At 71.0% G+C, this 20154-nt stretch carries 16 protein-coding genes and 1 tRNA gene; 4 read left to right on the forward strand and 13 right to left on the reverse strand.

The window, feature by feature from the left end:
- Nucleotides 1–228 precede the first annotated feature (228 nt).
- From M3148_RS07525 to M3148_RS07565, 9 genes are all read right to left on the reverse strand, one after another.
- Nucleotides 229–4119, reverse strand: a complete 3891-nt coding sequence (locus M3148_RS07525) for a DNA-directed RNA polymerase subunit beta' (protein WP_251304054.1) — start codon at nucleotides 4117–4119, stop codon at nucleotides 229–231.
- Nucleotides 4120–4212: 93 nt separating this feature from the next.
- Nucleotides 4213–7728 carry a DNA-directed RNA polymerase subunit beta gene (gene rpoB, locus M3148_RS07530; RefSeq protein ID WP_251304055.1) on the reverse strand — a complete coding sequence of 1172 codons (3516 nt, stop codon included), beginning with the start codon at nucleotides 7726–7728 and terminating at the stop codon, nucleotides 4213–4215.
- Between the two features lie 325 nt (nucleotides 7729–8053).
- Nucleotides 8054–8443, reverse strand: coding sequence for a 50S ribosomal protein L7/L12 (gene rplL, locus M3148_RS07535; RefSeq protein ID WP_251304056.1), 390 nt, complete (start codon nucleotides 8441–8443; stop codon nucleotides 8054–8056).
- Nucleotides 8444–8518: 75 nt separating this feature from the next.
- Nucleotides 8519–9043, reverse strand: coding sequence for a 50S ribosomal protein L10 (rplJ, locus tag M3148_RS07540; protein WP_251304057.1), 525 nt, complete (start codon nucleotides 9041–9043; stop codon nucleotides 8519–8521).
- Nucleotides 9044–9342: 299 nt separating this feature from the next.
- Complete coding sequence (gene rplA / locus M3148_RS07545; protein WP_251304058.1) at nucleotides 9343–10059, reverse strand: 50S ribosomal protein L1; 717 nt, start codon at nucleotides 10057–10059, stop codon at nucleotides 9343–9345.
- Nucleotides 10060–10165: 106 nt separating this feature from the next.
- Nucleotides 10166–10597 carry a 50S ribosomal protein L11 gene (gene rplK, locus M3148_RS07550; protein WP_251304059.1) on the reverse strand — a complete coding sequence of 144 codons (432 nt, stop codon included), beginning with the start codon at nucleotides 10595–10597 and terminating at the stop codon, nucleotides 10166–10168.
- A 92-nt stretch (nucleotides 10598–10689) separates the two neighbouring features.
- Nucleotides 10690–11487, reverse strand: coding sequence for a transcription termination/antitermination protein NusG (nusG, locus tag M3148_RS07555; protein WP_440136907.1), 798 nt, complete (start codon nucleotides 11485–11487; stop codon nucleotides 10690–10692).
- Nucleotides 11488–11535: 48 nt separating this feature from the next.
- On the reverse strand, nucleotides 11536–11805 hold the full coding sequence (gene secE, locus M3148_RS07560; RefSeq protein WP_251304060.1) for a preprotein translocase subunit SecE: 270 nt from the start codon (nucleotides 11803–11805) through the stop codon (nucleotides 11536–11538).
- Nucleotides 11806–11867: 62 nt separating this feature from the next.
- Nucleotides 11868–11940: transfer RNA gene (locus M3148_RS07565), tRNA-Trp, on the reverse strand.
- Nucleotides 11941–12130: 190 nt separating this feature from the next.
- Here M3148_RS07565 and M3148_RS07570 point away from each other — a divergent pair.
- The 3 genes from M3148_RS07570 to M3148_RS07580 all read left to right on the forward strand — a co-directional run bounded on the left by M3148_RS07570 (nucleotide 12131) and on the right by M3148_RS07580 (nucleotide 15621).
- Entirely contained in the window at nucleotides 12131–13357 is a 1227-nt protein-coding gene (locus M3148_RS07570) for a pyridoxal phosphate-dependent aminotransferase (RefSeq protein ID WP_251304061.1), read from the forward strand.
- Between the two features lie 83 nt (nucleotides 13358–13440).
- Nucleotides 13441–14946, forward strand: a complete 1506-nt coding sequence (locus tag M3148_RS07575; protein ID WP_251304062.1) for a sensor histidine kinase — start codon at nucleotides 13441–13443, stop codon at nucleotides 14944–14946.
- Nucleotides 14947–15621, forward strand: a complete 675-nt coding sequence (locus tag M3148_RS07580) for a response regulator transcription factor (RefSeq protein WP_251304063.1) — start codon at nucleotides 14947–14949, stop codon at nucleotides 15619–15621.
- A 159-nt stretch (nucleotides 15622–15780) separates the two neighbouring features.
- Here the strand turns inward: M3148_RS07580 and M3148_RS07585 are convergent, their stop codons facing one another.
- The 3 genes from M3148_RS07585 to M3148_RS07595 all read right to left on the reverse strand — a co-directional run bounded on the left by M3148_RS07585 (nucleotide 15781) and on the right by M3148_RS07595 (nucleotide 17912).
- Nucleotides 15781–16143 (reverse strand): hypothetical protein, encoded by a 363-nt coding sequence (locus M3148_RS07585; RefSeq protein WP_251304064.1) that lies wholly within the window; start codon nucleotides 16141–16143, stop codon nucleotides 15781–15783.
- Nucleotides 16144–16240: 97 nt separating this feature from the next.
- Entirely contained in the window at nucleotides 16241–16603 is a 363-nt protein-coding gene (locus tag M3148_RS07590) for a hypothetical protein (protein ID WP_251304065.1), read from the reverse strand.
- A 94-nt stretch (nucleotides 16604–16697) separates the two neighbouring features.
- Nucleotides 16698–17912, reverse strand: a complete 1215-nt coding sequence (locus M3148_RS07595; RefSeq protein ID WP_251304066.1) for a phosphotransferase — start codon at nucleotides 17910–17912, stop codon at nucleotides 16698–16700.
- Between the two features lie 75 nt (nucleotides 17913–17987).
- Here M3148_RS07595 and M3148_RS07600 point away from each other — a divergent pair, with 75 nt between their 5' ends.
- On the forward strand, nucleotides 17988–19004 hold the full coding sequence (locus tag M3148_RS07600; protein ID WP_251304067.1) for an adenosine deaminase: 1017 nt from the start codon (nucleotides 17988–17990) through the stop codon (nucleotides 19002–19004).
- Here M3148_RS07600 and M3148_RS07605 read toward each other — a convergent pair.
- Nucleotides 19001–20146, reverse strand: a complete 1146-nt coding sequence (locus M3148_RS07605; RefSeq protein ID WP_251304068.1) for a UDP-N-acetylmuramate dehydrogenase — start codon at nucleotides 20144–20146, stop codon at nucleotides 19001–19003. The genes M3148_RS07600 and M3148_RS07605 overlap by 4 nt on opposite strands.
- Nucleotides 20147–20154: the final 8 nt, after the last annotated feature.

Consider the following 20154-nt stretch of genomic DNA (forward strand, 5'->3'; position numbering starts at 1 on the left):
ACCGGGTGGGCCGCCGGCCTGACCGCGTGACGGTCGTCTGCTGGCCCCTGCCCCCCGCACTCGGGAGTGTCGCCGGGCCTGCGGATCACAAGCACGCACGAGGGACCCGATGTCGCGGGCACCGCCCAGTAGCGTACTCTGCCGCAGTTTCTTGCGTCAAAGCGTGGCGGCTTGACGTCCGTCACGCGTTCCGTGGGGCGGCCGCGCCGCGGCCGCCCCACGGACTGGTCACACGCCGCGGAAGTCCACGCCGAAGGAGTCCGGACCGAAGTCCAGCTCCTCGAGCATGATCGGGTCCGAGCCGCCCTGGACGAAGTCCAGCTCGCTGTAACCCAGCTGGGAGAAGGCCTTGGCCTTCGCCTCCTCGGTCGGCTCGACGTCCACGTTGCGGTAGCGGGGCAGGCCCGTACCGGCGGGGATGAGCTTTCCGAGGATGACGTTCTCCTTGAGGCCGAGCAACGGGTCGCGACGCCCGCTCATCGCGGCCTCGGTCAGCACCTTGGTGGTCTCCTGGAAGGAGGCCGCCGACAGCCACGAGTCCGTGGCCAGCGACGCCTTGGTGATGCCCATGAGCTCGGGGCGGCCGGATGCCGGCGTCCCACCCTCAGAGACCGTGCGACGGTTCTCGTCCTCGAAGCGGCCACGCTCGGCGAGCTCACCCGGCAGGAGCCGGGACTCGCCCGAGTCGAGCACGGTGACGCGCTTGAGCATCTGCCGGACGATGACCTCGACGTGCTTGTCGTGGATGTCCACGCCCTGGGAGCGGTAGACCTCCTGGACCTGGTCGACGAGGTGCTTCTGGACCGCACGCGGACCGAGGATCCGCAGGACCTTCTTCGGGTCCACGGCGCCGGCGACGAGCTGGCGGCCGACGGCGACGTGCTCGCCGTCCTCGACCAGCAGGCGCACGCGCTTGGAGACCGGGTAGGCCAGGTCCTCACCGCCGTCGTCGCGGACGACGACGATCTTGCGGGTGCGCTCGGAGTCGTCGATCTTCACGCGGCCGGCGGCCTCGCTGATCGGCGCCTCACCCTTGGGGGTGCGGGCCTCGAAGAGCTCCTGGATACGGGGCAGACCCTGGGTGATGTCCTCGGCCGAGGCCGCGCCACCGGTGTGGAAGGTCCGCATCGTCAGCTGGGTGCCGGGCTCACCGATGGACTGCGCCGCGATGATGCCGACGGCCTCGCCGATGTCGACGAGCTTGCCGGTGGCCAGCGAGCGGCCGTAGCACTTGGCGCAGGTACCCACGCGGGACTGGCAGGTGAGGACCGAGCGGACCTTGACCTGCGTGACCCCGGCTGCGACGAGCCGTGCGATGAGGACGTCACCGACGTCCTCGCCGGCCTCGGCGACGACGGTGCCGTCGTCGGACGCGGCGTCCTGCGCGAGTGTGCGGGCGTAGACGCTGGTCTCGACGGTGTCGAGCAGCAGCAGGCCCCCGGAGGAGTCCGTCTCCGCGATCGGCAGCGTCAGCCCCAGCGAGGTCCCGCAGTCGTCCTCGCGGACGATGACGTCCTGGGAGACGTCGACGAGACGACGGGTGAGGTAGCCGGAGTCGGCGGTCCGCAGCGCGGTGTCCGCCAGGCCCTTACGGGCGCCGTGCGTCGCGGTGAAGTACTCGAGGACCGACAGGCCCTCGCGGTAGTTCGACTTGATCGGACGCGGGATGATCTGACCCTTGGGGTCGGCGACCAGGCCTCGCATACCGGCGATCTGACGCACCTGGTGCCAGTTACCACGAGCACCGGAGGTCACCATGCGGAAGATGTTGTTGTCCGCCGGGAAGTTCACCCGCATGGCCTGGTCGACCTCGTTGGTCGCCTGGGTCCAGATGTCGATGAGCTCGGAGCGACGCTCCTCCTCGCTGCGGCGGCCGAGGTCGTACTCGCGCTGGACCTTCTGCGCCTTCTCCTCGTAGGACTCGAGGATGTGCGCCTTGGCGTCAGGGGCGACGACGTCGGAGATCGCGATCGTGACGCCCGAGCGGGTAGCCCAGTAGAAACCGGCCTCCTTGAGGGCGTCCAGGCTCGCGGCCACCTCGACCTTCGGGTAGCGCTCGGCGAGGTCGTTGACGATCCCCGAGAGCTCCTTCTTGCCGACGACGCCGTTGACGAACGGGTAGTCGATCGGCAGCGCCTCGTTGAACAGCGCACGGCCCAGGGAGGTCTCGAGGATGATCGCGTCACCCTCCTCCCAGCCCTCCGGCGCCGTCCAGCCGAGCGGCGGGACGAGGTCGGTGAAGCGGATCCGCACGGTCGCGCCGAGGTCGAGCTCGCCGGCGTCGAAAGCCATCCGCGCCTCGGAGGGCGAGCCGAAGACCCGGCCCTCCCCCACGCCGCCGGCCTTGTCGCCGGTGAGGTGGAACAGGCCGATGATCATGTCCTGCGTGGGCATGGTCACCGGACGGCCGTCCGAGGGCTTGAGGATGTTGTTGCTCGAGAGCATGAGGATGCGGGCCTCGGCCTGCGCCTCGGTGCTCAGCGGCAGGTGCACGGCCATCTGGTCGCCGTCGAAGTCGGCGTTGAAGGCGCCACACACGAGCGGGTGGAGCTGGATGGCCTTGCCCTCGACGAGCTGCGGCTCAAAGGCCTGGATGCCGAGACGGTGCAGCGTGGGGGCACGGTTGAGCAGCACGGGGTGCTCGGTGATGACCTCCTCGAGCACGTCCCACACCTGGGTGCGCGCGCGCTCGACCATCCGCTTGGCGGCCTTGATGTTCTGCGCGTGGTTGAGGTCGACCAGCCGCTTCATGACGAAGGGCTTGAAGAGCTCGAGCGCCATCTGCTTGGGCAGGCCGCACTGGTGGAGCTGCAGCTGCGGGCCGACGACGATGACCGAACGGCCGGAGTAGTCGACGCGCTTGCCGAGGAGGTTCTGACGGAAGCGTCCCTGCTTGCCCTTGAGCATGTCGGAGATCGACTTGAGCGCGCGGTTGCCGGGTCCGGTGACCGGACGGCCACGGCGGCCGTTGTCGAAGAGCGAGTCCACGGCCTCCTGGAGCATCCGCTTCTCGTTGTTGACGATGATCTCCGGCGCGCCGAGGTCGAGCAGCCGCTTGAGGCGGTTGTTCCGGTTGATGACGCGGCGGTAGAGGTCGTTGAGGTCGGAGGTCGCGAAGCGGCCACCGTCCAGCTGGACCATCGGGCGCAGGTCCGGCGGGATGACCGGGACGGCGTCCAGGACCATGCCCAGCGGCGAGTTCTCCGTGGTGAGGAACGCGTTGACGACCTTGAGCCGCTTGAGGGCGCGCGTCTTGCGCTGACCGGTCCCCGTGGAGATCGTCTCGCGCAGCGACTCCGCCTCGGCGGCCAGGTCGAAGGTCTCCAGGCGCTTCTGGATGGCCTCGGCCCCCATGTAGCCCTTGAAGTAGATGCCGTAGCGGGCCTGGAGCTCGCGGTAGAGCAGCTCGTCGCCCTCGAGGTCACCGACCTTGAGGTTCTTGAACCGGTCCCAGATCGTGTCGAGACGGTCAAGGTCCAGGTCGGCGCGCTTGCGGATCTGCGTCATCTCGCGCTCGGCGGACTTGCGCAGCTTCTCGCGGGCGTCGGCCTTGGCCCCGGCCTGCTCGAGCTCGGCGAGGTCCTCCTCCAGGCGCTTGGCGCGGGCCTCGATGTCGGTGTCGCGCTTGCGCTCGACGTCCTGCTTCTCGAGGTCCATCTCGTTCTGGAGGCTGGACAGGTCCTCGTGGCGCCCGTCCTGGTCCACCTCGGTGATCATGTACGCCGCGAAGTAGATGACCTTCTCGAGGTCCTTCGGGGCAAGGTTGAGGAGGTAGCCCAAGCGCGAGGGGACGCCCTTGAAGTACCAGATGTGGGTGACGGGGGCGGCGAGCTCGATGTGGCCCATCCGCTCACGGCGCACCTTGGAGCGTGTGACCTCGACACCGCAGCGCTCGCAGATGATGCCCTTGTAGCGCACGCGCTTGTACTTGCCGCAGTTGCACTCCCAGTCCCGGGTGGGGCCGAAGATCCGCTCGCAGAACAGGCCGTCCTTCTCGGGCTTGAGCGTGCGGTAGTTGATCGTCTCGGGCTTCTTGACCTCTCCGTGGGACCAACCACGGATCTCCGATGCCGTGGCCAGGCCGATGTGGAGCTGGTCGAAGACATTGACGTCGAGCAAGGTTTCCTACTTCCTTCGGTATGTCACCGTGTGGAATCCAAACGGGGCCGGCGGGGCTGCCGTGACGACGGGCGTCACGGCAGCCGCGGCCTCTTAGATGTCGTCGACGCTGCTGGCGTCGGGACGACGCGACAGGTCGATCCCGAGCTCGTCGGCGGCCCGGTAGACCTCCTCGTCGGCGTCACGCAGCTCGATGGCGTTACCCTCCGCGTCCAGGGCCTCGACGTTCAGGCACAGGGACTGCATCTCCTTCATGAGGACCTTGAAGGACTCGGGGATGCCGGGCTCGGGGATGTTCTCGCCCTTGACGATGGCCTCGTACACCTTGACGCGTCCGGGGATGTCGTCGGACTTGATCGTCAGGAGCTCCTGCAGCGCGTAGGCGGCGCCGTAGGCCTCCAGGGCCCACACCTCCATCTCACCGAAGCGCTGGCCACCGAACTGTGCCTTACCACCCAGCGGCTGCTGCGTGATCATCGAGTACGGGCCGGTGGAGCGGGCGTGGATCTTGTCGTCCACGAGGTGGTGGAGCTTGAGGATGTACATGTAGCCGACCGCGACGGGCTCGGGGAAGGGCTCACCGGAGCGGCCGTCGAACAGGCGGGCCTTGCCGTCGGTGCCGACCATCCGCTCGCCGTCACGGTTGGGCGTGGTGCGGCCGAGGAGACCGGTGAGCTCGTGCTCGTGGATGCCGTCGAAGACGGGCGTCGCGACCGGGGTCCCGGCCTCTCCGCGCAGTGCACCCTCGGGCAGGTTCTCGGTCCACGTGCCGTCGCCCTGCGGCGCGTCGGTGGCGTCCCAGCCCTGCTTGGCGACCCACCCGAGGTGGGTCTCGAGCACCTGGCCGACGTTCATGCGGCCGGGCACACCGAGCGGGTTGAGGATGATGTCGACGGGCGTGCCGTCCTCGAGGAAGGGCATGTCCTCGACCGGGAGGATCTTGGAGATGACACCCTTGTTGCCGTGGCGCCCGGCGAGCTTGTCGCCGTCGGTGATCTTGCGGCGCTGGGCGATGTAGACGCGCACCATCTGGTTGACGCCGGCGGGCAGCTCGTCGTCCTCGTCCGCGTTGAACTCCTGGATACCGATGACGGTCCCGGACTCGCCGTGGGGCACCTTGAGGGACGTGTCGCGCACCTCGCGGGCCTTCTCACCGAAGATCGCGCGGAGCAGGCGCTCCTCGCTCGTCAGCTCGGTCTCACCCTTGGGCGTGACCTTGCCGACGAGGATGTCACCGGCGCTGACCTCGGCACCGATGCGGATGATGCCGCGCTCGTCGAGGTCGGCGAGGACGTCCTCGGAGACGTTCGGGATGTCCCGGGTGATCTCCTCGGCGCCCAGCTTGGTGTCGCGGGCGTCGACCTCGTGCTCCTCGATGTGAATCGAGGACAGGACGTCCTCGGCCACGAGGCGCTGGGAGAGGATGATCGCGTCCTCGTAGTTGTGGCCCTCCCACGACATGAACGCGACGAGGAGGTTGCGGCCCAGGGCCAGCTCGCCGTCGTCGGTCGCCGGGCCGTCGGCCAGCGCGGAGCCGACCTCGACGCGGTCGCCCTCGTCGACCAGCACGCGCTGGTTGTAGGACGTGCCCTGGTTGGAGCGACGGAACTTCGCGACGCGGTAGACCTGGTTCGTGCCGTCGTCGGCGGCCACGTGGATCGAGTCCGCGGAGACCTCGGTGACGACACCGGGCTTGCTCGCCGTGATGACGTCGCCGGCGTCGACCGCCGCGCGACGCTCCATCCCGGTGCCCACGAGCGGGGCCTCGCTGCGGACCAGCGGGACCGCCTGACGCTGCATGTTGGCGCCCATGAGCGCACGGTTCGCGTCGTCGTGCTCGAGGAAGGGGATCATCGCGGTCGCGACGGACACCATCTGACGGGCGGAGACGTCCATGTAGTCGATCTCCGACGGCGGGACGGTGGCCATCTCGCCACTGCCGCCGCTGGCCCGGACGAGCACCTGCTCCTCGCGGAAGTTGCCGTCGTCGTCGAGCTTGGCGTTCGCCTGCGCGATGACGTAGCGGTCCTCGTCGTCGGCGGTGAGGTAGTCGACGTCGTCGGTCACCCGGCCGTCGACGACGCGACGGTAGGGGGTCTCGACGAAGCCGAAGGGGTTGATGCGCGCGAAGGTCGCGAGCGAGCCGATGAGGCCGATGTTCGGGCCCTCAGGGGTCTCGATCGGGCACATGCGGCCGTAGTGCGAGGGGTGGACGTCACGGACCTCCATCGCCGCGCGGTCACGGGACAGCCCACCCGGGCCGAGGGCGTTGAGCCGACGCTTGTGCGTCAGCCCGGCCAGCGGGTTGTTCTGGTCCATGAACTGCGACAGCTGCGACGTGCCGAAGAACTCCTTGATGGAGGCGACGACGGGCCGGATGTTGATGAGGGTCTGCGGCGTGATCGCCTCGACGTCCTGCGTGGTCATGCGCTCGCGCACGACGCGCTCCATCCGGGACAGACCCGTGCGGATCTGGTTCTGGATGAGCTCGCCGACGGACCGGATGCGGCGATTGCCGAAGTGGTCGATGTCGTCGGTCTCGACGCGCACCGTGACCTGCTCGCCGTCGCGCTCGACCGTGTACTCCGTCTCGCCCTTGTGCAGGGCGAGGAGGTAGCGGACCGCGGCCTTGATGTCCTCGACGCGCAGCACGGACTCGGTGAGGTCACCGCTCGTGCCGAGCTTCTTGTTCACCTTGTAGCGGCCGACCTTCGCGAGGTCGTAGCGCTTGGAGTTGAAGTAGTAGTTGTCGAGGAGGTTGCGGCCGGCCTCGACCGTCGGCGGCTCGCCGGGGCGAACCTTGCGGTAGATGTCGAGCAGGGCCTCGTCCTGGGTGCTGACGTTGTCCTTCTCGAGGGTCTCCAGCAGGACCGGGTAGTCGGCGAACTCCTCGCGGATCTCAGCTTCGGTCATGCCCAGCGCACGCAGGAAGACGGTGATCGACTGCTTGCGCTTGCGGTCGATGCGGATCCCGACGGCGTCGCGCTTGTCGATCTCGAACTCGAGCCAGGCGCCGCGCGAAGGGATGATCTTCGTCGTGAAGATGTCCTTGTCGGACGTCTTGTCGGCGCTGCGCTCGAAGTACACGCCCGGGGAGCGGACGAGCTGGGAGACGACGACACGCTCGGTGCCGTTGATGATGAACGTGCCGCGCTCGGTCATGAGCGGGAAGTCACCCATGAAGACCGTCTGCGACTTGATCTCGCCGGTCTCGTAGTTGGTGAACTCCGCCGTGACGAACAGCGGAGCGGCGTAGGTGAAGTCCTTCTCCTTGCACTCCTCCGGCGTGTACTTCGCCGGCTCGAAGCGGTGGTCGTTGAAGGAGAGGGACATCGACTGGCCGAAGTCCTCGATCGGGGAGATCTCCGCGAAGATCTCCTCCAGCCCCGAGGTGCGGGGAACGTTCTTGTCGCCCTGCTCGATGGCAGCAGCGACGCGGTCGCGCCACGCCGGGTTGCCGAGGAGCCAGTCGAAGCTCTCGGTCTGCAGCCCGAGAAGATCGGGCGCCTGGAGCGGCTCCTGGATCTTGGCGAACGAGACACGGCGCGAGGCGAGCCGTGTGGCGATGTCTTCAGCGGTGGGAACAGAAGAGGTGCGCGAGGCAGCCAAAGGGGGTCCTTCCCTGCGAATTGTGTGCACACTGCGCTGTCGGGACTGTCTCCTCGTCGCGTCGACCCGGCGCTCGGCAGGGTTCGGGGCGGCAGACAGGCAGGCAGAAGTCAGCGCAAAGCGAAAGCATACACACGTGCGCAGGGCAATGTCCAGCGCACCGTCGCGCTGTGGGCCCTGGTCTGGCCGACGCCGCTCACCATACGCCATCACCTCGGGCGGGAGAAGTCATGACGCGCCGGGAGATCGCGGGGAACGCCGACGGCCCGGCACCCCGAGGGGTGCCGGGCCGTGACGGGCGGTGACGCCGGGTGGAGCTATGAGGTCACTTGACGGAGACGGTGGCCCCGGCGCCCTCGAGGGTCGCCTTGGCCTTGTCCGCGGTGTCCTTGTCGACGCCCTCGAGGACGGCCTTGGGGGCCGAGTCGACGAGGTCCTTGGCCTCCTTGAGGCCGAGGCTCGTGAGCGCGCGGACCTCCTTGATGACCTGGATCTTCTTGTCGCCGATCGCGTCGAGGACGACGTCGAACTCGGTCTGCTCCTCCTCGGCCGCGCCGGCGTCGCCGCCGCCGGCCGGGGCGGCCGCGGCAACGGCGACCGGAGCAGCGGCGGTGACCTCGAAGGTCTCCTCGAACTGCTTCACGAACTCGGAGAGCTCGATGAGGGTGAGCTCCTTGAAAGCCTCGATGAGCTCGTCGGTGGTGAGCTTCGCCATGGTGGCGTCCTTCCTGGTTGTTCTGCCCTGTGCTGTGTACTGCGTGGAGCAGGGTGGGGTGGGGGTACCGAAGCCTCAGGCGGCGTCGGCTGCCTGCTTCTCGCGCAGGGCCTCGATGGTGCGCGCAGCCTGGGTGGCCGGCGCGGTGAACAGGTATGCAGCCTGGTAGAGCGCTGCCTTGAACGCGCCAGCCGCCTTGCCCAGCAGCACCTCACGGCTCTCGAGGCTCGCGAGCGTGTCGACGTCCTGCGCCGACAGCGCGCGGCCCTCGAGCACGCCACCCTTGATGACGAGCTGGGGGTTGCTCTTGGCGAAGTCACGCAAGCCCTTGGCAGCCTCGGAGGGCTCCCCGGTCACGAAAGCGATCGCCGTCGGGCCGGTGAGCTGGTCCTCGAGTCCCTCGAGCCCCGCCTCCTTGGCCGCGATGGAGGTCAGCGTGTTCTTCACGACGGCGTAGCTGGCATTGGTGCCGAGCGAGCGGCGCAGCTCCTTGAGCTGGCCGACGCTGAGCCCGCGGTACTCGGTGAGCACGACGGCGTTTGCCTCACGCAGCTGCTGCGTGAGCTCGGTGACTGCCGCCACCTTGTCAGGCCTCGCCATGGCCCTCCTTCTCGGTCGTGCCGCCGGAGGATGAGGTCGAGCAACAAAAAAGCCCCGCGCAGGGTGTGCACGGGGCGCGTCGCGAGACGGCGTCACATGATCACCTGCGCTGGCTCCGCTGCTGCGGACTTCGACCCGTCATGGCTGACGGGGGACCGGCGGTCTTGGGCAGAGGCAACAGTACCCCGGCAGCGGCCCCGGGTCCAAGCCCGTGGGCCGCGATGTGCCCCACCCCACACGCGCAGACGCAGCAGCGCCCCGGTCCTTGCGGGCCGGGGCGCTGCTGGCGTGGTCTCAGATCAGGACGGGGTGCCCGAGGTGAGGTTGCGCGTGAGGGTGGCGTCGAGCGGGATACCCGGACCCATCGTCGTGGCCATGGTGGCCTTGGCGATGTACCGGCCCTTGGAGGAGGACGGCTTGAGCCGCAGCACCTCGTCCAGGGCGGCGGCGTAGTTCTCCACCAGCTGCTCCTCCGAGAAGGAGACCTTGCCGACGATGAAGTGCAGGTTGGAGTTCTTGTCGACGCGGAACTCGATCCGCCCGCCCTTGATCTCCGTGACCGCCTTGGCGACGTCCATGGTCACCGTGCCGGTCTTCGGGTTGGGCATGAGGCCACGGGGGCCGAGCACGCGGCCGAGGCGGCCGACCTTGCCCATGAGGTCCGGCGTCGCGACGGCGGCGTCGAAGTTCGTGTAGCCCGCGGCAACCTTCTCGATGAGCTCGTCGCCACCGACCTCGTCGGCACCGGCGGCCTCGGCCTGCGCCGCGCGCTCGCCGACGGCGAAGACGAGGACGCGGGCCGACTTGCCGGTGCCGTGGGGCAGGCTGACGGTGCCGCGCACCATCTGGTCCGCCTTGCGGGGGTCGACGCCGAGACGGAAGACGACCTCGACGGTCTGGTCGAACGTGGTGGTCGCGCTCTCCTTGGCGAGGCGGACCGCCTCGAGGGGGGCGTAGACCTGGGAGCGGTCGATCTTCTCGGCCGCCTTGCGGTAGTTCTTGCTGCGCGTGGTCATGCTGCTTCTCCTAGTGTGAGCAGTCGTGGTCTGCGGGTCCGCGCCGGACCCTGCCACGGGGCGCCGAGGCGCCTGGAACGACGGACGCGGGAGGCGTCCTGGTGCCTCAGTCCGAGACGGTGATGCCCATGGAACGGGCGGTGCCGGCGATGATCTTCGCGGCGGCGTCGACGTCGTTGGCGTTGAGGTCGACCATCTTGCCCTCGGCGATCTCGCGGACCTGCGCCGTCGTGAGGGAGCCGACCTTCGCGGTGTGCGGGGTGCCGGAGCCCTTGGCGACGCCGGCGGCCTTCTTGATGAGCTCGGCGGCCGGCGGGGTCTTGGTGACGAAGGTGAACGAGCGGTCCTCGTACACCGTGATCTCCACGGGGATGACGTTGCCGCGCTGCGACTCGGTCGCCGCGTTGTACGCCTTGCAGAACTCCATGATGTTCACGCCGTGCTGGCCCAGCGCGGGGCCGATGGGCGGCGCGGGGGTCGCGGCGCCGGCCTGGATCTGGAGCTTGATCAGGCCTGCAACCTTCTTCTTGGGAGGCATGGTGCGTCCTTATTGTTCCTGGGCGTCGGTGACCGCCGACGCCGCCTTGCGGGTCCGGCGCAGCAGGAAGCGTGCGCCGGGGAGCCGTCCGCTCAGATCTTGGCGACCTGCGAGAACGACAGCTCAACCGGGGTCTCCCGGCCGAAGATCGACACGAGCACCTTGAGCTTCTGCTGCTCCGGGCTGATCTCGGAGATCGTGGCCGGAAGGGTCTCGAAGGGCCCGTCGGTGACGGTGACGGACTCGCCGACGGAGAACTCGACCTCGATCGGGGTGCTGGCGGCACTCCCGCCGGCCGCGGCCTTGGCCGACTCCTTGGGGGCGAGGCTCGGGGCGAGCATCGAGAAGACCTCGTCCTCGGTCAGCGGCACCGGCTGGTGGGTGTGGCCGACGAAGCCGGTGACACCGGGCGTGTGGCGCACCGCGCCCCACGACTCGTCGGTCAGGTCCATGCGCACGAGCACGTAGCCAGGGATACGGACCCGGGTGACGAGCTTGCGCTGGGAGTTCTTGATCTCGACGACGTCCTCCATCGGGACCTCGACCTGGAAGATGTAGTCCTCCATGTTGAGGCTCTGGATGCGGTTCTCGAGGTTCGCCTTGACGCGCTTCTCATAGCCCGCATAGGAGTGCACGACGTACCAGTAGCCCGGCAGCAGCCGCAGCTCGCGTCGGAACTCCTCCTCGGGGGAGACGTCCTCGGCGTCCTCGGCGTCGACCTCGGGCGAGTCCTCGACGACGGCCGACTGCTCGGCAGGGGTCGAGTCCTCGCCTGCGGCCTCGCTCTCCTCGACGGCTGCGGCGCTCTCGGCCTCCGCACCCGGCAGGTCGCTCGGGATGTCGTCAGGAGCCTCGTCCGGGGCCGTGTGCTCCACGGTCTCCTCAGTCACGGGGTCACCAACTTTCTTGCGTCGTAGTTCGATGCTGCGGGGGCGGGATCAGCCGCCGAACACCCACAGCGCCAGCCGCCCGAAGCCCAGGTCGACAAGGCCCACGTAGGCCATGATCGCCAGCACGAAGACGATGACGACGACGAAGAACGTGAACAGCTCGTTGCGGGTCGGCTTGACGACCTTCTTCAGCTCGGCGATCACCTGTCGGACGAACAGCGCGATCCGGGCGAAGAGACCACGCTTCTTGGTCGTCCCGTCCCCGGCGCGGCCGGCACGCTCGGGCTTGCCCGAGGTCGTGCTCGCGGACTCACTCACAGGCGGTCTTCCTCACTGGTCAGGGTGTCGTGGCCGAGGGCGCCGTTCCGACGCCGCTGTTGCAGGGCAGGAGGGACTCGAACCCACAACCGCCGGTTTTGGAGACCGGTGCGCTACCAATTGCGCCACTGCCCTTCGCGGCTTCCTCCTCCGACCGACCGTCGCAGCGCGCGGTCGAGCCGGTGGTCGAGAGCCACCAGGGATCGAGTGTACGCGTCCGGGGCCGCTTGGTCGAATACGGCTCCCCGTGACGCTCGTCGCGGCCTCCCGTCCGCGGGACGGGCCGCCCAGGGACGGCGCGCGCGGGCCGTGCCACCATAGCCGGGTGAGCGAGCACAAGAGCACCCCGAGCACCCCGTCCCCCACGCGCGTCTCCGCCCGGCTGGCGGCGATCGCCGAGAGCGCCACCCTGGCGGTCGACGCGAAGGCGAAGGCGCTCAAGGCCGCCGGTCGGCCGGTCATCGGCTTCGGTGCCGGCGAGCCGGACTTCCCCACGCCCCAGTACATCGTCGACGCCGCCGTCGCCGCGGCGCAGGACCCGGTCAACCACCGCTACTCCCCCGCCAAGGGCCTGCCCGTCCTGCGCGAGGCGATCGCGGCCAAGACGCTGCGCGACTCCGGCTACGAGATCTCCCCGGACCAGGTCCTCGTGACCAACGGGGGCAAGCAGGCGGTCTACCAGGCGTTTGCCGCGATCATCGACCCGGGCGACGAGGTCCTCCTGCCCGCCCCGTACTGGACCACCTACCCCGAGGCCATCGCGCTGGCCGGCGGGCGCGCCGTCGAGGTCGTCGCCGGTACCGACCAGGACTACCTCGTCACGGTCGAGCAGCTCGAGGCGGCCCGCACGCCCCGGACCAAGGCGCTGCTCTTCTGCTCGCCGTCCAACCCCACCGGCGCCGTCTACTCCCCCGAGCAGACCGCCGCGATCGGCCGCTGGGCCCACGAGCACGGCGTGTGGGTCATCACCGACGAGATCTACGAGCACCTCGTGTACGACGACGCCGTGTTCACCCCCGTGCTGCGCGCTGTCCCCGAGCTCGTCGACACGACGATCGTCCTCAACGGCGTCGCCAAGACCTACGCGATGACCGGCTGGCGCGTGGGCTGGATGGTCGGCCCGAACGACGTCATCAAGGCGGCGACGAACCTCCAGTCCCACCTCACCTCGAACGTCGCCAACGTCTCCCAGCACGCCGCCCTCGCCGCGGTGTCCGGCGACCTCAGCGCCGTCGCGACGATGCGCGAGGCCTTCGACGAGCGTCGCCGCACGATGGTGAGCATGCTCCGGGAGATCGACGGCGTCGAGGTCCCCACCCCGCGGGGCGCGTTCTACGCCTACCCGAACGTCGAGGGCGTCCTCGGGCGCACGATCCGTGGCCGCACACCGCAGACCTCCGCGGAGCTGGCCGCGCTCATCCTCGAGGAGGCCGAGGTGGCCGTCGTGCCCGGTGAGGCCTTCGGCCCCAGCGGCTACCTGCGCCTGAGCTACGCGCTGGGCACCGAGGACATGGTCGAGGGCATTCGGCGCATCCAGGAGCTCCTCGGCTGACGGGAGCACGCGACGAGAGAGGCCCGGGCGGGAGCCCGGGCCCTTCTCATCCCTGTCTCACGCCCGGCCCCGATACTGGTCCGGTGAGCACCCGCCGTCGTCGCCCCTTCACGGTCCGCACCCGCATCCTTGCGACCGTGCTCGTGCTGAGCGCGCTCGCCCTTGTCGCGGCCGGCGGGACGGCGTGGGGCCTGCAGCGCATCCGCGTGGACCGGAACATCGACGACGCCCTCAACCGGACGATCACCGAGCTGCGCACCCTCGCGGCGACCGGCGTCGACCCGGACACCGGCAGCGCCTTCCAGGACTCCGACCGCCTGCTCTACATGATGATGAGCCGCGAGGTGCCGGCAACCAACGAGGGCATGATCGCCTTCGTCCGCGACAACGTCCGCTACCAGACGCAGGACATCGGGGTGCCCCTGGCCCTGGACCCCGAGCTCGTCCACGCCGTGTCCGACGCCTGGGAGTCGGAGCAGAGCGTCATCGCCACGCTGCGGACCTCCCAGCGGGAGTACCGCTACGCCGCCGTCCCGGTGCGGGTCGGCGACTCGACCCCAGGGGCGATCGTCCTCGCGTTCGACCGGAGCGCGGAACAGGCGGAGATCGGCGGGATCTTCCGCACCTACGGGCTCGTCGCGGCCGTCTCGCTCCTCATCCTCGCCGTCGTCGCCTGGATCCTCTCCGGCCGTCTCCTGCGGCCGCTGCGGACGCTGCGGGAGACGGCGGAGCAGATCAGCGACACCGACCTGTCCCGCCGCATCCCGGTGGACGGCGACGACGACCTCTCCGATCTCGCCCGGACCTTCAACGACATGCTCGGGCGGCTGGAGACGGCCTTCGGCTCCCAGCGCCAGCTCCTCGACGACGCCGGGCACGAGCTGCGCACGCCGATCACCATCGTGCGGGGCCACCTCGAGCTCATGGACCCGAGCGACGAGCAGGACGCGACCGAGACGCGCGCGCTCGCGCTGCGCGAGCTCGACCGGATGCACCGGCTCGCCGACGACCTCGTCCTCCTCGCCCGGTCCGAGGCACCGGACTTCGTGCGGGCCGAGCAGACGGACGTCGGCACGCTCCTCGACAACGTCCTCGACCAGGCCCGGCAGCTGGGCAACCGGCGCTGGCGGGTGACGAACCGCGCCGAGGCCGTCGTCGACGTCGACCCCGAGCGCGTGACGCAGGCACTGCTCCAGCTCGCGGCCAACGCGGTGAAGTTCTCCGACGACGGCAGCACGGTCCGTCTCGGCTCCAGCCTCGAGGACGGCCTGCTGGCCCTGTGGGTGGAGGACGAGGGCATCGGCATCCCGCCCGAGCAGCAGGGCCGGATCTTCGAGCGCTTCGCCCAGCTGACCGGGCCCCAGCGACGCCCGGCCGGGGGCTCCGGTCTCGGCCTGTCGATCGTCGCGGCGATCGCCGCCGGCCACGAGGGGCGCGTCGACGTCACCTCCGCCCCGGGCAGGGGGTCGCGCTTCACGCTGCTCCTGCCGGCACCGGGCGTCCAGCCCGCCCCCATCCCCGACGACGAGATCGTCGTCGACCCCGACGAGCTCGGCGCAGAGGGCGCCGACCAGGACGGAGCCCGCTAGATGTCCCAGATCCTGATCGCCGAGGACGAGCCCGGCATCTCCTCCTTCATCACCAAGGGCCTGCGCGCCGCAGGTTACGCCTCGACGGCGGTGACCACGGGCCAGGAGACGCTCGTCCTCGCGCTGGCCGGGGACGTCCAGCTCCTCGTCCTCGACATCGGCCTGCCGGACATGGACGGGTTCACCGTCCTGCGCCGGCTGCGGGAAGCCGGCTCGGCCCTGCCGGTCATCATCCTCACCGCCAGGACCTCGGTGGACGACACCGTCGCCGGCCTCGAGGGCGGGGCCGACGACTACATGCCCAAGCCTTTCCGCTTCGAGGAGCTCCTCGCGCGGATCCGGCTGCGCCTGCGCGCGCCCGAGCAGGGCGGCCAGACGACGAACGTCCTCTCCTTCGGTGACCTGTCCCTGGACCTGCGCACCCGGCACGCGACCGCCGCCGGCCGGGAGGTGGAGCTGTCCGCCCGGGAGTTCTCCCTCGCCGAGACGTTCCTGTCCCACCCGGGCCAGGTCCTCAGCCGCGAGCAGCTGCTCGACCGGGTGTGGGGCTACGACTTCGACCCCGGCTCCAACGTCGTGGACGTCTACGTCCGCTACCTGCGCAAGAAGCTCGGCGCCGAGCGCATCGTCACCGTGCGCGGCATGGGCTACCGCCTCGTCGACACCACCCGCTGAACCGCCCCGCCCGCTTAACGGCCCCGCCCGCTTCCGCATATGCGGAAAAACAACCGCTCCGCCACCCCTTGCGCCGCAACTTTCGCGCATATGCGGGTCGAGGTGGGGCGCAGGGTGAGACGGGGGGCCTGATTCGGAGCGCCCGTGCGCGGGGCGGGGTCAGTCGGCGGAGTCGGCCGATGCCGGGCTGGGTGCGCTGGCCGGGCTCTGGGCGCTCGTCGGGCTCGGCGGGGTGACCGGGCTCGGCGGCGTGAGCGGCGTCTGGGCGGTCTGCGCACTGACGGCGGTCTGGGCGGTGACGGCGGAGCCGGCGGTCGGCGAGGCCGGGTCCGTCGCGCGGGCGTCTGCCTCCGGACCGGCCGTCTCCGGCGGCGTCGGAGCGTCCGTCGCGGCGGCGACGATGTCGATGCCCGTGCCGGCGGCCGTCGCGGAGTCGTCCGCGGTGGCGCTGGCGACGCTGCCGCCGATGACAGCGACGGCGCCGAGGGCTCCGGTGACGATCCAGCTCTTGCGTGCGCTCATCTTCTTCTCCTGCCGTCGCCCGCGGTGGCGGGCTGATGTCCCCCACTCAACCCGCCGCCCGTGAGACCTTCAGGAGGTGGGGATGAGGTGACTCTCATCAGGCGGCGGAGTCGGCGGACTGCGGACTCTGCGGCGACGGGGGCGTCACCGGGGACGGTGCGGTCACCGGGCTCGGCGCGCTGACGGCCGTGGGGGCGCTCAGCTGGGTGGACCCCTGGCTGAGCTCCGGCGCAGGCTCGCTCGCGGGGTCCGTGGCGGGCGTCGCCGTGCCCGCCGCAGGTGAGGACGGGTCGGTCGCCCCAGGGTCGGGGGTGGCGGACGGGCCGGCCTCCTTACCGGCCACCCGCACAGCGGGCAGCGTCTGGCTGTCGGGTGGATCGGTGATGGCCGAGGCCATCACCGCACCGCCGATGCCGAGGGCCCCCAGGACCCCTGTCGTCACCCAGCGTCGTGCGCTCATCGCTCGTCCCTCCTCGTCGGGTGTGTCTGTCACCCCCGAGTATCAGCCCACCCTGCCCGGATGAGAGGGGGAGGAGGGCCGGATGAGAGGCCTCTCATCTGGCCCCGGCGAGCCAGCTCTCGGCCTCCGCCAGGCGCCCTTCGGCGTCGGCGCGCCACCCCGCCGCGCCCGTGCGTCGCGCACCGGCCACGAGCGAGAGCACGACACCCGCCGCCCGGGCCCGGAGCGCGCCGCGGTCCACGAGCCGCTCGCACCGCTCGGTCCACGTCTCCAGGACGGCGGGCACGCCGGGGTAGGTGCGCGGGGCGAGGTGGGGCAGCACGCTCACGTGCGCGAGGAGGCAGGCGAGGTCGTCGACGCGGCGCCCCGGGCCGAGGGAGTCGAGGTCGAGCAGGGTGCTGACGCGCCCGCCGGTCATGAGGAGGTTGGCCTCGTAGAGGTCACCGTGGGTGGGCACGACGGGACCGGCGTCGGTGCTCGCCAGCGCGGCGGCCACGCCGTCGGCGAGCGCCTCGATGCGCGCGCGGTGCTCGGGCAGGACGACACTCGCCGCGTGGGCGTAGTGCGCCGAACGCTCGGCCCAGGCGGGCCGGCGCGGCAGCTCGAGCGCGGCCGCGGGCAGGCGGTCGAGGACGGCGACGACGTCGTCGAGGACGGCGCGCGCCCGCGCCGGCTCCATCCCCTGCGCCAGCGCATTCGCCAGGGAGGCGCCGCGCCCCGCGCGGATGATAAGCAGGCCGTCGTCGTCCTCGTGGAGCACCTCCGGCGCCGGGACACCGGCGGCGGTGACCACGCGGTGGCGGGTGGCGAGCTGGTGCAGCGCCCGCGGCCGCACGACCTTCGCGTAGACCTCCCCGTCCGTGAGGCCCGTCCCCCGCGCCCGCACGACCGCGCGGCGCAGCGGGCGGTAGGCGAGGAGCTCGACGGCGGGCTGCCGCTCCACGCCCAGGCGCTGGGCCAGCGCGGCCGGGGAGCAGGCCGCCGCGAGCGCCGGGAGCTCCGGGTCGGCCGGGTGGCGCCACACGTGGATGACGCTGCCGCCGCTCTCCAGGCGGACGAGCCCCTCCCCCGCCGGCGCGGTGACGCGGCCCGTCGTCGCGCACAGGTAGTCGTCCGGGCCGTCGCCGCCGGTGCGCACCGTGTAGCCGACAGTGACGCCGGCACCGGGCCGGTGGTGCACCGTGTGGACCCGCCACGGGCCCAGCGTGGCGCCCTCGGCCGCGAGCGCCGCCCCCAGCACCTCCCCCGCCCCGGGGCCGGTGAGCAGGGCGACGTCGTCCCGCTCGGTCTGCGACACCGACTCGTCCATGGGGGACAGTCCACCACGACCCGGCGGGGCGGCGCCGCACGTCGTCGCCGCCGGGTCCGTGACAGACTCAGGCCCGTGCGGGACATGACGACGCTGCCCAAGACCCACCTGCATCTCCACTTCACCGGCTCGATGCGGCCCAGCACCCTGGCCGAGCTGGCCACGGAGGCCGGGATCCGTCTCCCGCCGGCCCTGCTCGACGGGCAGGCGCTGCGGGTACCCGCAGGGGAGCGGGGCTGGTTCCGCTTCCAGCGCCTCTACGACGCCGCCCGCGCCGTCGTGCGCAGCGAGGCCGCGATGCGGCGGATCGTGCGCGAGGCAGCCGAGGACGACGCCGCCGAGGGGTCGCGCCGCCTGGAGATCCAGGTCGACCCGACGTCCTACGCACCCTTCGTCGGTGGGCTCACCCCGGCGCTGGAGATCGTCCTGGACGAGGCCCGGGTGGCGAGCCGGACGACGGGCGTGGAGATCGGCGTCGTCGTCGCCGCCTCGCGCACCCGCCACCCGCTCGACGCTCGCACGCTGGCGCGGCTGGCGGTGCGCCACAGCGGCGACGGCCCGGGCGAGGTCGTCGGCTTCGGGCTGAGCAACGACGAGCGTCGCGGGGACACGAGCGACTTCGCCCCCGCCTTCACCATCGCCCGGCAGGCCGGGCTGGCGAGCCTGCCCCACGGCGGGGAGCTCCTCGGTCCCGACCACGTCCGCTCCGTCCTCACCCACCTCGGACCCACCCGGCTGGGGCACGGTGTGCGCCTCGCCGAGGACCTCGCGCTGCTGGAGAAGGTCACCGAGGCGGGCATCGCGCTCGAGCTGGCCCCGGCGAGCAACGTCGCGCTCGGGGTCTACCCCACGGCCGCGGACGTCCCGCTGCGGGCCCTCCACGAGGCGGGGGCCCGGATCGCGCTGAGCGCCGACGACCCGCTCCTGTTCGTCTCCCGCCTCACCGACCAGTACCGCATCGCGCGGGAGGACCACGGCATGGACGACGCCGCCCTCGCCGAGCTGGCCCGCGGCTCGGTCCGCGCGAGTCTGGCGGCGGAGTCGAGCAAGCGGCGCTGGCTGGCCGAGATCGACGCCTGGCTGGAGTCCTAGAGGCTCACGCCGAGGAGGACCGGCTCGGGGACGAGCTCGACGCCGAAGCGCGCGCGGACGGTGTCACGCACCGTGCGGGCGAGCTCGACCACGTCGGCGGCGCTCGCCCCGCCCCGGTTCGTCAGCGCCAGGACGTGCTTGCTCGACACCGCGGCGCGCCGAGGGTCGCCCTGCCCACGCTCGACGCCGGAGCGGGAGATGAGCCAGGCGGCGGAGGTCTTGACCAGGCCCGGGACCGTGGGCTGAGTGGCGCCGAAGGCTGGCCGGGAGCGGTCCTCGACCGGGAAGCGGGGCGCGTCGGGCGGCAGCAGGGCGTCGGCCTGCTCCACCGTGAGCACCGGGTTGGTGAAGAAGGAGCCGGCCGACCACGTGTCGGGGTCAGCGTCGTCCAGGACCATCCCCTTGCCGCGGCGCAGCTCGCGAACGGCCTGCCGGACCTCGGCGGCCGGCGCGCGGGCGCCGAGCTCGACGCCGAGCGCACGTGCCAGCTCGGCGTACCGGACGGGCGCCGAGGTGGAGCCGAGCGCGAGCTGGAAGCCGACCTCGAGGACGACGTACCGGCCCGTGGGACCCCACGTGCGCCCCCCGCCCGCGCGGGTGTCGGTGAGGGAGCGCTTGAGCACGCTCGTGCGGTAGCCCAGCCCGAGCTCGCTGACGACGAGGGTGCGCGTGCGCTGCTCGAGGCGGTCGTAGACGCGCACCGTCTCGAGCGTCTCGGCAACTTCCTGGCCGTAGGCGCCGACGTTCTGCACGGGGGTGGCGCCGGTGGACCCGGGGATCCCCGAGAGCGCCTCGACACCGCGCCAGCCCTCGGCGACCGCGGTGGCGACGACGTCGTCCCAGGGGTGACCGGCGGGCACGGTGATCGAGACGCCGGCACACGCGTACTGCGACTCGGTGCGGATGCCTCGGCGCGCGTCACGCACGACGACGCCGTCGAAGCCGTCGTCGGAGGCGAGGAGGTTGGAGCCGCCACCGAGGACGAGGAGCGTGGTGCCCTGCTCGTCGGCCTCGCGCACGGCGGCGACGAACTCGGCCTCCGTCGACGCCTCGACGAGACGGGCCACCGGCCCGCCGACGCGGAAGGTGGTCAGCTCGGCCAGCGTGCTCCGCGGGGCCGGGGACTGCTCGGTGGTGCTCACCGGACCAA

The sequence above is a fragment of the Georgenia satyanarayanai genome (assembly GCF_023715365.1).
GTDB classification, from domain to species: domain Bacteria; phylum Actinomycetota; class Actinomycetes; order Actinomycetales; family Actinomycetaceae; genus Oceanitalea; species Oceanitalea satyanarayanai_B.